Origin of the sequence: Bradyrhizobium sp. B025, assembly GCF_042257955.1 — a bacterium.
In the GTDB taxonomy this organism is placed as follows: domain Bacteria; phylum Pseudomonadota; class Alphaproteobacteria; order Rhizobiales; family Xanthobacteraceae; genus Bradyrhizobium; species Bradyrhizobium diazoefficiens.
The window spans coordinates 540879-555403 of sequence record NZ_CP170150.1 but is presented as its reverse complement, the minus strand read 5'-3'; the positions used below and the strand labels follow the sequence as shown (position 1 = coordinate 555403).

General features: G+C 66.9%; 10 protein-coding genes. 4 read left to right on the top strand and 6 right to left on the bottom strand.

Annotated elements, in window-relative coordinates:
* The first annotated feature begins 220 nt into the window (after positions 1 to 220).
* The 3 genes from ACE10W_RS02550 to ACE10W_RS02540 all read left to right on the top strand — a co-directional run bounded on the left by ACE10W_RS02550 (position 221) and on the right by ACE10W_RS02540 (position 5649).
* Complete coding sequence (locus ACE10W_RS02550) at positions 221 to 3649, top strand: tetratricopeptide repeat protein (RefSeq protein ID WP_304550661.1); 3429 nt, start codon at positions 221 to 223, stop codon at positions 3647 to 3649.
* 315 nt (positions 3650 to 3964) lie between these two features.
* Complete coding sequence (locus ACE10W_RS02545; protein ID WP_028172821.1) at positions 3965 to 4882, top strand: sulfite exporter TauE/SafE family protein; 918 nt, start codon at positions 3965 to 3967, stop codon at positions 4880 to 4882.
* Positions 4879 to 5649, top strand: a complete 771-nt coding sequence (locus ACE10W_RS02540) for a TIGR02186 family protein (RefSeq protein WP_161533076.1) — start codon at positions 4879 to 4881, stop codon at positions 5647 to 5649. Before ACE10W_RS02545 ends, ACE10W_RS02540 begins: the two co-directional genes overlap by 4 nt.
* A gap of 114 nt (positions 5650 to 5763) precedes the next feature.
* On the opposite strand, the gene ACE10W_RS02535 is transcribed toward ACE10W_RS02540, so the two are convergent.
* Both ACE10W_RS02535 and ACE10W_RS02530 read right to left on the bottom strand, forming a co-directional pair.
* On the bottom strand, positions 5764 to 6537 hold the full coding sequence (locus tag ACE10W_RS02535; protein WP_304550658.1) for an MBL fold metallo-hydrolase: 774 nt from the start codon (positions 6535 to 6537) through the stop codon (positions 5764 to 5766).
* A gap of 12 nt (positions 6538 to 6549) precedes the next feature.
* Positions 6550 to 7491 (bottom strand): DMT family transporter, encoded by a 942-nt coding sequence (locus tag ACE10W_RS02530; RefSeq protein WP_028172818.1) that lies wholly within the window; start codon positions 7489 to 7491, stop codon positions 6550 to 6552.
* A gap of 109 nt (positions 7492 to 7600) precedes the next feature.
* Here ACE10W_RS02530 and ACE10W_RS02525 point away from each other — a divergent pair, with 109 nt between their 5' ends.
* Positions 7601 to 8464 carry a LysR family transcriptional regulator gene (locus tag ACE10W_RS02525; RefSeq protein ID WP_028172817.1) on the top strand — a complete coding sequence of 288 codons (864 nt, stop codon included), beginning with the start codon at positions 7601 to 7603 and terminating at the stop codon, positions 8462 to 8464.
* 284 nt (positions 8465 to 8748) lie between these two features.
* Here ACE10W_RS02525 and pdeM read toward each other — a convergent pair whose 3' ends face one another.
* The 4 genes from pdeM to ACE10W_RS02505 all read right to left on the bottom strand — a co-directional run bounded on the left by pdeM (position 8749) and on the right by ACE10W_RS02505 (position 14486).
* Positions 8749 to 9420, bottom strand: coding sequence for a ligase-associated DNA damage response endonuclease PdeM (gene pdeM, locus ACE10W_RS02520; RefSeq protein ID WP_304550656.1), 672 nt, complete (start codon positions 9418 to 9420; stop codon positions 8749 to 8751).
* A gap of 53 nt (positions 9421 to 9473) precedes the next feature.
* On the bottom strand, positions 9474 to 12050 hold the full coding sequence (locus ACE10W_RS02515) for a ligase-associated DNA damage response DEXH box helicase (RefSeq protein WP_304550654.1): 2577 nt from the start codon (positions 12048 to 12050) through the stop codon (positions 9474 to 9476).
* A gap of 163 nt (positions 12051 to 12213) precedes the next feature.
* A complete protein-coding gene (locus ACE10W_RS02510) occupies positions 12214 to 13443 on the bottom strand; it encodes an ABC transporter substrate-binding protein (protein WP_028172814.1) in 1230 nt (409 codons plus the stop codon).
* Between the two features lie 116 nt (positions 13444 to 13559).
* Positions 13560 to 14486, bottom strand: coding sequence for a class I SAM-dependent methyltransferase (locus tag ACE10W_RS02505; protein ID WP_304550652.1), 927 nt, complete (start codon positions 14484 to 14486; stop codon positions 13560 to 13562).
* Positions 14487 to 14525: the final 39 nt, after the last annotated feature.

The window sequence follows — 14525 nt, the reverse complement described above, 5'->3', positions numbered from 1 at the left end:
TCCGACTATGCGGCGAAAGCTGAGGTTCAGTTCATTGGGTTCCCGCCGCCCAACTTTAAGACACCGGGCCCGCGTTCCTTAACCCGTTATTTACCGTAACAGACAAAAGTCGGTTTTCGAGGCAGACGACCCGCGCCAAATCCGATTGTCTTTGCAACCGGCACGCGTGGGAAGGCTGGAGTCGCCGGGTGGGGCGCCGAAGTCGGAACCGGACAGAGTCATGAATTCGCGCGTATCGTGGAGTGTTGACGGCATCGATCCCTCCGTCCGGGAGCGGGCCGAAGCTGCTGCGCGCAGAGCCGGCATGTCACTCAACGATTGGCTGAATTCCACGCTCGGCGAAACTGCCCCGCCAAACTTTCGCGGACCTTACGAGCAGCGTCCGCAGCACATGCCGAACCAGGTACCGAGTCCGGAAAGCCGCGAAGTCGCCGATATCCACCAGCGGCTCGACGCGATCACCCAGCAGATCGAACGGATTTCGAAGCCCACCCCTCGCCAGGACTCTTCACGACAAGAGGTCTCGCGCGAGCAGGGCGTCGCACGCCAGCTCAACGACGCGATCTCGCGGCTCGATGCGCGCCTGTCGCAAATCTCAAAGCCGCAGCAGCTGCAACCGCAGTCTCCGCGGCCCGCGCCCGTCGAGACGCGCCAGCGCCAGGCCGATGCGGTCGAGCGCGCGGCCGCGCAGGTCTATCGCAGTTCGCCGCCGCTGAGCCCCGCCTCGTTCGACGTTGCCGTCGCCGAGATCACGGCACGGCAGAGCGAGCTCGACGGCTTTGCGCCCAGGCAGATGCCGCCGCGCGCCGCGCCGTCGATTGCGCCCGCGGCAGCTCCTTTCGCCGCGCCGATGGCGCCACCCGCGCCTGCCTACGCTCCGCCGCCACCGCAGCCGGGGCCGGATTTCTCGTCGCTCGAGCGCCATCTGCTCAAGATCACGAGCCAGATCGAGTCGCTCCAGCGCCCCGACAATACCGAGCAGGCGATCAACGCTTTCCGCAGCGAGCTCGCGGAGATCCGCCACGCCATCACCGAGGCGATGCCGCGCCGCGCGATCGAATCGATCGAAAACGAAATCCGTTCGTTGCACCGTCGCATCGACGAGACCCGCTCGTCCGGCACCGACGGCCAGGTTCTGTCAGGCATCGAGCACGCGCTGTCCGACATCAAGCAGGTGCTGCGCACGCTGACGCCGGCCGAGCAGCTCACCGGCTATGACGAGGCGATCCGCAATCTCGGCGCCAAGCTCGATCTGATCCTGCGCGCCAATGACGATCCGTCCACGGTGCGCCAGCTCGAAGGCGCGATCTCGGCGCTGCGCGGCATCGTCTCCAACGTCGCCTCCAACGAAGCGCTGGCACGGCTGTCCGAGGACGTGCAGCTGTTGTCGTCCAAGGTCGACCAGATCACCCGCTCGTCCGGCCCCGGCGACAGCTTTGCCGTGCTCGAGCAGCGCATCGCGGCACTCACCGCCGCGCTGGAGACGCGCGAGCGGCCTCAGCCCGCCGAGAGCACCGAGCACCTCGAGGCCGCAATCCGTGCGCTGTCGGATCGTTTCGACCGTATGCAGGTCGGCAGCGATTCGGCCTCGACCTTTGCGCATCTCGAACAGCGCGTCTCCTATCTGCTGGAGCGGATCGAAGCTGCCTCCGATCCGCGCAACACCAATCTCAGCCGCGTCGAGGACGGGCTGCACGACATCCTGCGCCATCTCGAACGGCAGCAGGCGACCTATTCCGCGCTCGCCGAGAGCCGCAGTTCGGCGCCGTCCCCCGATTCCGGCATGGTCGATCTCGTCAAGCGCGAGCTCTCCGACATTCGCTTCAGCCAGGCCGAAACCAACCGCAGCACCCAGGACTCGCTCGAAGCCGTTCACAGCGCGCTCGGCCACGTCGTCGACCGCCTCTCGATGATCGAGGGCGATCTGCGCGCGGTGCGCACCGCGCCGCCGGCCCCTGCGCCGCAGCCGATGCCGATGGCTGCGCCCGCGGAGCCCGCGCCGATGGCGCGCGAACCTCGGCAGCAAGCACAGCAGCCGAAATACGATCCGAAGCCTGAGCTGCCGAATCCGGCCGCCATGCAGCAGCCGGCGCATTCTGCCTTCGTGGCCGCGCCGCGCGAATTCCACGCCGCCGCGGCACCTGCCGCTCCGCCGCCGGTCCCGATGGCGCCGACGGCACCGCAAGCCGCACCACCCTTGCCGCCGCGCGCGATCAGTGAAATCCTGGAGCCGCATACGGCGCCCGCCCGCGCCGCGTTGGCGCCGGAATTGCCGCCGGATCATCCGCTCGAGCCTGGCACGCGGCCGGGCGGACGCGTCGCCACGCCGTCGGAGCGCATTGCCGCCTCCGAGAGCGCGATCAGCGGAATTCCCACTGCTCCAAAGGAGCCGGTGTCGTCGTCGAGCTTCATCGCGGCCGCGCGCCGCGCCGCCCAGGCCGCCGCCGCGCAGCCGCCCGAGAAGCCGGCCCGGGGCGCCAAGGCCGCAATCGCCCGCGCCAAGGACAAGGGCCAGGAAGGCGCCTCGACCATCACCTCGAAGATCCGCTCGCTGCTGGTCGGCGCGAGCGTGGTCGTGATCGTGCTCGGCACCTTCAAGATGGCGATGAACCTGCTCGATGGCGGCAGCACGCCGCCGGCGCCGCAGGCGATGGAGAATTCGGTGAGCGAGCCCGCGCCACAGGCTTCGCCGCCTCCGGTCGAGACCAAGCCCGCCATACCCGAGCAGGTCACGCCCTCGATGACCTCGCCGACGCCGATCGGACGGCAATCCCAGAACAATGCCGCGCCGGCTTCCACGCCCAATTCCGGCGGCTCGGCCTCGGTTGAAATCCCGCCCGCTCCGGCGGCCGTACCGCCTGCCGCCAGCGACGTCACCGGCGCGCTGTCGGGGGCCAGCCGCGCGCGACTCGGCCTCGTCCAGGTGCCGCCGAGCGAGAAACTGCCCGACGCTATCGGCGGCCCAGGCTTGCGCACCGCCGCGATGAAGGGCGATGCCACCGCCGCCTACGAGATCGCCGTGCGCTTTGCCGAAGGCAAGGGCGTCGCTGCGAACTACGACGAAGCTGCGAAATGGTACGACCGCGCGGCGCAGGCCGGCGTGATGCCCGCAACCTTCCGCCTCGGCACGCTCTACGAAAAGGGCCTCGGGGTGAAGAAGGACGCCGACATCGCCCGCCGCTACTACACGCAGGCCGCCGAGCGCGGCAACGCCAAGGCGATGCACAATCTCGCTGTGCTCGATGCCGACGGCGGCGGACGCGGCGCCAATTACAAGAGCGCGGCGCAGTGGTTCAGGAAAGCGGCCGACCGCGGCGTCGCCGACAGCCAGTTCAATCTCGGCATCCTCTATGCCCGCGGCATCGGCGTCGAGCAGAACCTCGCCGAGTCCTACAAATGGTTCAGCCTGGCAGCCGCCCAGGGCGATGCGGACGCCGCCGGCAAGCGCGACGACGTCGCCAAGCGCCTCGATCCGCAATCGCTCGCCGCCGCCAAGCTCGCGATCCAGACTTTCAGCGCCGAACCGCAACCCGACGATGCCGTCAACGTCCCCGCCCCGAACGGCGGCTGGGACAGCGCGCCGCAGGCGAACGCCAAGCCCGCGCCGAAGCCGGTCGCGACGAAGCGGTCGGCGTCAGCGGCGCACTGAGCCGCATAGCATTAGATTGAACCAAGCGGGCCACGGGCTCGGTGCACCTCTCCCGCTTGCGGGAGAGGTCGGCGCTCGCAAGAGCGCCGGGTGAGGGCTTTATCCTCTTGGGGAGTCTCACTGCGGAGACACCCTCTCCCCAGCCCTCCCCCGCAAGCGGGGGAGGGAGCGCACCTCCATTGTCGCAACGATCACGCCCAATCTCATCACACTCCTCACACCCATTCACCACGCCCAAAATTCCTGATCCGCTCGACAGCGAATTCCGCTATTGAGGGACGCGGCAATCGATCCGTCTGGCCGGTGCGTGGTTCAATGCAGCTCTACCTTCCGATCGCCGATCTTCCGGTCAACGTCTTCCTGGTGCTGGCGATGGGCGCTGCGGTCGGCTTCGTCTCCGGCATGTTCGGGATCGGCGGCGGCTTCCTGATGACGCCGCTGTTGATCTTCATCGGCATCACGCCGGCGGTCGCGGTCGCCTCGGTCGCTAGCCACATCGCGGCGTCCTCCTTTTCCGGCGCGATCTCCTACTGGCGGCGGCGCGCGATCGATCCGGCGCTGGCGAGCGTGCTGCTCTGCGGCGGCGTGACCGGCACAGCATTGGGGGTGTGGACCTTCACGCAGCTCCGCGCGCTCGGCCAGCTCGATCTGATGATCGCGCTGTCCTACGTCGTGCTGCTCACCACCGTCGGCAGCCTGATGTTCTCCGAAGGCCTGCGCGCCCTGATGCGGACGCGGCGCGGCACGGTGCCGCCGCGGCGTACGCACAACTGGATCCATGGCCTGCCGCTGAAGATGCGGTTCAAGCGCTCGAAGATCTATCTCTCGGTGATCCCCGTCTTGATCGTCGGCACCATGATCGGCTTTATCGGCGCCATCATGGGCATCGGCGGCGGCTTCATCCTGGTGCCGATCATGATCTACCTGCTGCGAGTGCCGACCTCGACGGTGATCGGGACGTCGATGGTCCTGACCCTGGTCACCATGCTGTTCGCAACCATGCTGCATGCGGTGACCAACCACCTCGTCGATGCCGTCCTGGCGCTGATCCTGATGGTCGGCGGCGTCACCGGCGCGCAGTTCGGCGCACGTGCCGGCCAGAAGATCCGCGGCGAGCAGCTTCGTTTGCTGCTGGGCCTCTTGATCCTCTCGGTCGGCGTCCGCTTTGCGATCGAGCTGGTGATCCGGCCGGAGGATCTCTTCACCATCCGTGAGCTCGGAGTGAGCGGATGATTCGCGCGCTGCTCGCAATCGTTCTCGTCCTGCTGCTCGGCAGCGCCGCGCGGGCCGAGCGGCTGATCGTGTCGGTCTCCAACCACCGCGTCACGGTGACGCCGAATTATTCCGGCGAGGAGCTGGTGCTGTTCGGCTCGGTCGAGAAGGACGCCACGACGCCCGCGGACCGCACGGCTTACGACCTCGTGGTCACCGTGATGGGCCCGCACGCCGACATGGTGACACGGCGGAAAGAACGCACCTTCGGCATCTGGATCAACACCGACTACCGGCAATTCCTGCAGGTGCCGAGCTATCTGGCGCTGTTCGCCAACCGTCCGTTCGACGTCATCACCTCGCCCGACATCGCACGGCGGCAGCAGATCGGGCTGAACAACGTGCGGCTGACCCAGCGCGTCAGCGGCGATTATGCCGACGTGGTGCCGAACGACGCATTCCGCTCCGCCTTCATCCGCCTGCGCACCCAGCGCGGCCTCTATCGCGAGGATGCGAGCGCCGTGACGTTCCTGACACCGACGCTGTTCCGCACCGGCATTCCGCTGCCGGCGGAAGTGCCGATCGGCACCTATGAGGTCGAGATCAAGCTGTTCGCGGGCGGCGCATTCATCGGCAGAACCGAAACCGCCTTCGAGATCGTCAAGGTCGGTTTCGAGCAGTTCGTCGCGACGACCGCGCGACAGAACGGCCTGATCTACGGCCTCGCCACCGCGGCCATGGCGCTGATGACGGGGTGGATGGCGTCGATCGTGTTCCGGAAGGATTGAGACTGACATTCCGGGGCGCGCGTAGCGCGAACCCGGAATCCATCGATCGGCGGAGTAGGCGGCGCGATGGATTCCGGGCTCGAGCTTCGCGTCGCCCCGGAACGACGACCTCCATCACGGCGCCTCGATCACCGTCGGCACGCCCGGCTCCAGCAATCGCAATCGCGTCCCGAAACCGAGCACGTCGAAGGTCTTGCGCAGGTCCTCGCTGTTCTGGCGGAAATGCGCCCAGCCTTCGGTATGCAGCGGCACGATCATCGCATCGGGAAAGGCCCGTGCGGTCTCGATGGTGTCGTTGGTGTCCATGGTGAGATGGAACGGCCCGCGCGTCTGCGCAGCGCCGGCAAAGGGCAGCACCACGCGGCATTTGAAGCGGCGGGCGACCTCGGCAACGCCGTCGAACCAGGTGGTGTCGCCACTGATATAGACCGCGCTTGTGTCCTTGCGGTTTGAGGACACCACGAAGCCGATGACATCGCCCGACAGCGGCTCGATGCCGGCAGGACCGTGACGCGCCGGCGTCGCGGTGATGGTCAGTGAATTGCCGTCACGATCCTTCACATGCGAGGTCGCCCAGGGCGCAAGGCCTTCGGCATGGCCGCCGAGGCGCCTGGCGCCGGCCTCTGTCGTCAGCACGCGCTTCGCATGTTTGAGAAACTCGCGACCGGAATTGTCGAGATTGTCCGAATGCTGGTCGTGGCTGAGCAGGACCGCATCGACCGGACCGATCATATCGGCTGTCAACGCGGGCCCGATCGTCTTCTCCAGCTTCACATGCGGCAGCTGGTACGCGCCTGGCGCATCGAAGGTCGGGTCGGTGAGGAGACGGAAGCCGTCGATCTCGATCAGCGCGGTCGGGCCGCCGATCAGGGTGATGGAGATGGGCATGATGAACCTTCCTTACGATGCGGCCTTTGACGGAAGCGGCTTTGACGAAGGCGACTTGGCCGGCCGGGTCACCAGATAGATGCCGAGTGCGACCGGGATGATGCCGAGCAGGTCGCGGGCCTCGACATGCTCGCCGAGCACGAGGAAGGCGAACAGCATGCCGAGCGGCGGCATCAGGAAATGATAGGCGCTGGCAGCGGTGGCGCCACACACTTTCAGGAGATGAAACCAGAGCCAGTAGGCCAGGATCGAGCCGCCGAGCACGAGGAAGGCGAAGGCGCCGATCAGGCTTGGGGTGACATCGATCGCGTGGACGTCGGCGAAGGTGAGCGCGACCGGCGTCAGCACGATGCCCGCTGCGAGATTCTGCACGCCGTTGCCGATCCACAGGCTCCCCTTCGGCGCGAGCAGCTTGAACAGGATCGTGCCGAGGACGATGGAGGCAAGCGAGGCAAGCGTGAAGACGATGCCGTGCCATGAATCGGTGCCGACCGACAGGCGGTGCCAGACGATTGCCGTCACGCCGATGACGCCGAGCAGGAGACCGCCCGCCTTGCGCCAGGTCATGCCTTCGCCGAGCAACAATGCAGCGAGCGCCGCGGTGAACACCGGATTGGCCGACACGATCAGGCCGCCGAGCCCCGCGGAGACCGATTGCAGGCCGGTGTAGCCGAGGCCGAGATAGAGCGCGTTGTTGGCGATGCCGAGCACGGCGAAGATCGCGGCATCGCGCCAGGACAAGGACCAGCTGTCGCCGCGGATCAGCGTCGCACCGAGGATCAAAATGCCGGCGAGCGAGAAGCGCGCGGCGAGCAGGATCAGCGGCGGGCAATGGGTGACGCCGATCTTGCCGGCGACGAAGGCATAGCTCCAGAGCAGGCAGAACAGGCCGATGGCGAGCGGCAGCGTGTTGAAGCGGCTGCGGGGAACGGGAATCGAGGGGGCGAGCGACATGAGGGCATTCTCGGATGTTTTCTTCTGGCCCTCGATCTAGGGAGGCCGCTTGCCATTTGGAAATTAAATGATTAACTTCCAATCAGTGGATTTTCGAATGGAGGCGCCCATGCTCGATCTCGAGCTTCTGCGCAGCTTCGTCTCGGTCGTCGAGGCCGGTGGCTTCACCCGCGCCGGCGAGCGCGTCCACCGCACGCAATCGACCGTCAGCCAGCAGATCAAGCGGCTGGAGGAGGATGTCGGCCAGGTGCTCCTGCACCGCGACGGCAAGGACGTGCGTCCCACCGAAGCCGGCGAGCGGTTGCTGTCCTACGCCCGGCGGCTGCTCTCGCTTGCGGAAGAGGCGCGCGACGTGCTGAGCCAGCCCGACAGCGAAGGCGCGATCCGGCTCGGCATTCCCGAGGATTTTGCGGCCTATCGCCTGGCGAAATTGCTGGCGACGTTCTCGCGCTCGCATCCCGGCCTGCGGCTCGACGTCCGCGCCGACCAGAGCAAGAACCTCGCCCGCGATCTCGAACGCGGCGAGCTTGATCTGGCGCTTTACAAGCGCGAGGCCGGCGAAAAGGGCGCGATCGCGGTGTGGCCGGAGCGGGTGCACTGGGTCACCAGCAAGAGCCATCCGATCGACGCGGGCGCGCCGTCGGTGCCGCTGATCGGCTTTCCGCTGGGCTGCCTCTATCGCGCCGGCGCCATCCACGCGCTGGAGAGCGCGGGCCGCACCTGGCACATGGCCTACACGTCATCGAGCCTCGCCGGCATCCAGGCCGCGGTCGCCGCCGGCATGGGGCTGAGCATCCTGTCCGAGATGTCGATCCAGGCCGATCATCGCGTGCTGACCGCGAAGGACGGCTTTGCGCCAATCAACAAGACCGAGGTGGCGCTGATGGCTGCGCCGGATGCGAGCCCGGCAACGCTGCGGCTCGCGGATCGACTCGCGGAGTTCTGCGATAACGTGCAGGCGAAGGCGGCCTAGTCGCCACGAGGTCGGTCTGTTCCCTCCCCCCTTGCGGGGGGCTATCGCATGTGAATTTCACGAGGATTGTCCGCGGGTTTGCTCCGCCTCTCCCGCTTGCGGGAGAGGCCGACGCGCCCCGGGCGATGCGAAGCATCGTCCCGAGCGCGGCGAGTGAGGGCTCTCGCCACGCAGGGACGTTCTCCGCAATCCCTGGCAATCCCGACGCGGAGACACCCCCACCCCAGCCCTCCCCCGCAAGCGGGAGAGGGAGCGCAGCGGTGTGCGTGGCAAGAGTGTTCAGCTCAATAACACCGCGACGCGGCGATGGCGTGGACGCGGCGGTCGCCGAGCAGATGGGCGACAAAACCGTTCTTCGGGAAGATCTTTGCAAACGCCGCGTCGCGGATGCTGAGGCCGCCGGCATAGGCGCCGAAGGCGGGCATCACGGCGCGCATCCCGTCACTGGCGAAGCAGCGGCGCTCCATCGAACGGCCGCGCGCGGAGACGCGGGCCTTGGGATGGAGATGGCCGGCGATCTCGCCATGCGCGCCGGTCGGCTCGTGGCGGAACGTGATCGGACCGATCGCGACCTCGTCGGCGACGGTGCCGCCGAGATCGCGCGGCAGCATCGGATCGTGGTTGCCGGAGATCCAGATCCAGTCGCGACCGGATTGGAGTCCGGCGACGGCGTCGCGATCCTCAGCGGAGAGTCGCTCATGCGCGGTGCGATCGTGAAAACTGTCGCCAAGCGCGATGACGGTGCGCGGATCATGGCGGGAGATGACAGCAGCGAGCCGGCCGAGTGTCGCGATCGTATCGTAAGGCGGCAGCAACACGCCGCGGCTGGCGAAGCTCGAGCCTTTTTCGAGATGCAGGTCGGAGACGACGAGCAGGCGCTGCTCTTCCCAGAACAGGGCGCCGGAGAGATCGGCGGCGAACGTCACATCGCTGATGGTGACTCTGGAAACGCGCATGTCCTCGACATCTCCTGAAACCAGCGCGCCTGCCGTCACGTCAAAACCTGCTCTTATCCCATCGCCTCTTTGACCAGCTCGTCGGCGGCTTCGGCCAGGAGCTCGTCTGCAGCTTCGCCATAGACTGACTCGCGGCCGATTTCCAGCATCACGGGGACGGCGAGCGGGGAGACGTGGTCGAGTTCCCGGTGGGTGATACGGCCCTGGATGCGGGCCAGCATGCCGCCGAGACGGCGCAGGTCGAGCAGCCCGGTGGCGGCATCGGCGCGGGCGGCGCGCAGCAAGACGTGATCGGCCTGGTGCTTGCGCAGCACGTCGTAGACGAGATCGGTCGAGAACAGCACCTGGCGGCGGCTCTTGTCCTCATTGGTGAAGCGGCGCTCGATCAGGCCGGAGATCAGCGCGCAGTTGCGGAAGGTGCGCTTCATCAGCGCGGATTCGGCCAGCCATGCTTCGAGATCGTCCCCCAGCATGTCGGGGTTGAACAGCGCGTCGAGATTGAGCTCACCGTTGCGGATCATGAAGGAGGCGTCGCCCAGCCCCCAGATCGCCACCGCATATTCGTTGGCGACAAAGCCGAGCGGCCGGGCGCGGGCACGCTCCAGACGACGCGTCAAGAGCATGCCGAGCGTCTGGTGCGCGAGGCGCCCTTCGAAGGGATAGCAGATCAGATAATGCTTGTTACCGCGTGGAAAGGTCTCAACCAGAAGCTCGCGGACACCCGGCACGCGCGAGACGTCCTTCTGCAACGACAGCCAGTCGCGCACCTGCTCCGGCAGACCGTTCCATGCGCGCCTGTCGTCGAGCAGGCGGCGCACACGCTCCGCCAGATAGGTCGAGAGCGGGAACTTGCCGCCCATATAGGACGGCACCTTCGGATCCTTGTCGTTGGCGCGGGAAACATAGACCTGATCCTCGGCGAGCGCCTCGTAGCGCACGACCTCGCCGCCGAACACAAAGGTGTCGCCGGCGGTCAGCCCCTCGATAAAGTATTCCTCGATCTCGCCGAGCACGCGGCCGCCGCGCGCGATCGCGCCGGTCGAACCGCTGCCGGTGGAGCGGGAACGCACCAACCGCACCTTCAGCATCGGCTCCTCGACGATGGTGCCGACATTGAGACGATAGCTCTGCCGCACCTTTGGATTGGCGACGCGCCAGCGTCCCTGCTTATCCTGCCTGATGCGGGCGAAGCGCTCGTAGGTCTTCAGCGCGTAACCGCCGGAGGCGACGAAATCGACGACATCGTCAAAATCCTGCCGCGCCAGACCGGCGTAAGGCGCGGCAGTGCGCACCTCGTCATAGAGCTCGTCGGAGAGAAACGGCTCGCCGCAGGCGCAGCCGAGCACATGCTGGGCCAGCACGTCGAGCGCGCCGGTGCGCAGCGGCGGCGTGTCCTGCGCATTCTCGGCGATGGCATCGATCGCGACACGGCACTCCAGCACCTCGAAACGGTTGGCCGGCACCAGCACCGCGCGCGAGGCCTCGTCGAGGCGGTGATTGGCGCGGCCGATGCGTTGCATCAGGCGCGACGAGCCCTTGGGCGCGCCGATATTGACGACGAGATCGACGTCGCCCCAGTCGACGCCGAGGTCGAGCGAGGAGGTGCAGACCACGGCGCGCAGCTTACCTGCCGACATCGCGTCCTCGACCTTGCGGCGCTGGGCTACGTCGAGCGAGCCGTGATGCAGCGCGATCGCGAGCCCGTCGTCGTTCATGCGCCAGAGATCCTGGAACAGCATCTCGGCCTGGCTGCGGGTGTTGACGAAGACCAGCGTGGTCTTGTTCGCCTTGATCAGCTCATAGACCTCGCTGAGCGCGTGGCGCGCCCCGTGGCCGGCCCAGGGCAGCCGCTCGCGCGTATCGAGCATCTCGACCAGCGGCGGCGCGGCACCGCCGGCGATCACGATGTCGGCGGCCACTTCCTTGTCGCCGGGCTGCGGCACCAGGAAGCGCGCGAGCTGATCAGGCTCGGCCACGGTGGCCGACAATCCGATCGCGCGGATCTGCGGCGCCAGCCGCCACAACCGCGCCAGCCCGAGCGAGAGCAGATCGCCGCGCTTGGACGTCACCAGCGCGTGCAGCTCGTCCAGCACGATGCGCTTCAAGGAGGAGAACAGGAACGGGGCGTCGTCGGAGGAGAGCAGAAGGGCGAGCTGCTCCGGCGTCGTCAGCAGGATATCAGGCGGATAGCGCCGCTGGCGCTGCCGCCGCGACACCGGCGTGTCGCCGGTGCGGGTCTCGACCTTGATCGGCAGCGCCATCTCAGCGATCGGTCGCTCCAGGTTGCGCGCGATGTCGACGGCGAGCGCCTTGAGCGGCGAGATGTAGAGCGTGTGGAGGCCAGCGCTACGCTGCACGCTGCGGCCGGTGGAGACGAGGCTTTGCCTGGCGCTGGCGTCGCGTTCGACCGCCGGCGTCGAAAGCTCCACCAGCGTCGGCAGAAATCCCGCCAGCGTCTTGCCGGCGCCGGTCGGCGCGATCAGCAGCGCGGAGCGGTCCTCGCGCGCCTTCTCCAGCAGCGCCAGTTGATGCGCGCGCGGCGACCAGCCGCGCGCCGCGAACCACGCCTCGAAGCGGTCGGGCAGCGGCGCGGCCGGCTCGGCCGGGATTTTGTGGATGCGGGGCGGCACGGCATCACAGGTAAGCCGTGGGGGCGGGTTCGTCGAGGGGTGGAGGGAGGTCTCGTAGGGTGGGCAAAGCGTAGCGTGCCCACCATTCGCGTATGGATACCTGGAGAGATGGTGGGCACGGCGCTATGCGCCTTTGCCCACCCTACGACGTCCTGCCCGTTTCCTACTCCGACATCGGCTTGTCGGAGATATCCCAATCCTTGCCGGTGAAGGTGGAGATGAAGAGCGTCTTCATCGGCGTGTAGTCCTCGGGCGTGTAGCTGTAGGTGACGCCCTCGAGGAAATAGGGCGAGTGGAAGCCGGCAAGAGTCGAGGCCTGCTTCAGCACGTTGGCACGCGTGAGATCATCGCCGCAGCGGCGCAGGATCTCGCCCATGGTGACGGCCTGGCCGTAGCCGGCGAAGGCGATGGTGTTGTCGGGGTCGATGGCCGGCGTGTACTTCTTGCGCAGCTCCTCGAACGCCATCACGTCGGGGTCCTTCTCCCATTTGGGCAGGCCGACCTCCTTGTTGTAGCGGATGGCGACGATGCCGGCGGCGTTCTCGAGGCCCGCGGCGTTCAGAATCGAGCGGCCGGTGGAGCCCGCGGACAACAGTTGCAGCGGCTTCCAGCCGAGCTCGGCCACTTTCCGGATCGACTGCGACGACGCCTTGCCGGTGGAGATGTTGTAGAACACGTCGGCGCCCGACTTCGAGAGATTGATGAGCTGGGAATCGACGGTCGGCTCGGTGAGATCGTAGGTCTGCTCCATGATCACCTGCGCGGTGCCGCCGGCGTCAGTCAGCACCTTCTTGAAGGGACCGAGGAAGTCGCGGCCAAAATCGTCGTTCTGGTAGAGGATGCCGATCTTGGCGTTCGGCTTCACGCTGACGACATGCCGCGCCAGGATGCGTGCCTCGGTCGGATAGAGCGGCAGGCCCGCCATCGTCCATTTGAACTCTTTCGGATTGTTCCACTTCGACGCGCCGGTGTTGAGCAGCAGCTGCGGCACGCCCTTGGAGTTCAGGTATTTGTGCACGGCGGTCTGCGGCGCGGTGCCGAGCGAGCCGTAGAGCGCCAACACCTCCTCCTGCTCGACCAGGCGCCGCGTCGCCTCGACGCATTTCGGCGCGCTGTAGGCGTCGTCCATGGTGAGAAACTTGATCTTGCGCCCGTTGATGCCGCCCTTCTCGTTCAGCATCTGGAAATAGGCCTCGCCGACGCGCCCGAGCACGCCGTAGAGCGAGCCGGGGCCGGAATGCGGCACGGTCTGCCCGATCTTGATCTCGGTGTCGCTGGCGCCCGCATCGTATTTCTTCTCCGCGGCCCAGACATATGGCGCGGGCAAGGTGGATGCGGCGATGGTGGCGAGCGCGGCGGCGCTGAAATCGCGCCGCGATGGATTCTTGGTCATTATTTGTTTCTCCCTGGCGCGCGCATTGTGCTGGCATCGCAGCACGGCTCGCAAGTCCGAAGTCGTCGCTTTGCGACGCAATGACGCTCAAATCGCGGGGCGTTTAGCGCCTAGACTCAAGTTTTCTCGGCGACGATGACGAGGCCGCGCACCGGCTCGTTGTTCTCGTTGCGCGGAGAGCCCGGCTCCAGGGTGAGGAGCTTCAGTCCGGCTTGCGCAATCGCGCCCCGCACATATTCCGCCGAATGGGCATAGCGCAGGCCTTCGCCGAGAACGATGCCGCTGCCGTCATGCGTCTCCAGCGTGAAGGCAAGCACGCCGCCCGCTGCAAGCACGCGCCCGGCTTCGGCCAACACCGGCGCGAGATCGGAGAGATAGACGAACGCATCCGCGGCCACGACGAGGTTCGCGCATCCATCGCCCTTGCTGCGCAGGCCCTCGATCATGTCGGCGACCTCGAGCTCGGCATAGAGCTCGGTCGCGCGCGCCACCCTGATCATGCCGGGCGACAGGTCGATACCGATGAAATGATCGACCTGCTTGGCGAAGGCGGCGGCCGCAAGCCCGGTGCCGCAACCGAGATCGATGGTGCGCTTGAAGAAAGCCGGCTTCTTCGCGGCAACGCGCGCGGCCAGCACCGCCTTGAAGATCAGCGCCGGGGCGCGATAGCCGAGATCGTTGATCAGCACGTCTTCGAAACGCGGCGCGTACTGGTCGAACAGGGCCTGCACATAAGCCTTGGGCATCTCCGTCATCTGCGCGTCGCCGAGCCGTATCAGATGCAGGCCGGCACCGTGCTGATCCCCAGGATCGGACTCCCGCGATTTGCGAAACGCCGCGATGGCCTTGTCGCGCTCGCCGAGTTGCTGCCGGATCTCGCCGAGCGTGAACCAGGCCGACGCAAAATTCGGCGCGAGCTCGATCGCCTGCTCGAGGAGATCGGCGGCCGCAGGCAGATCGCCCTTGAGCTGGAGGTCGCGCGCGAATTCGAAACGGCGGTCGGCCATGAGATCGCCGGAGGTCAGAAACAGGCGGAGCGGCATTGGGAACCAGGAAGCGAAGCGGGTGGTGACTCGAAGATG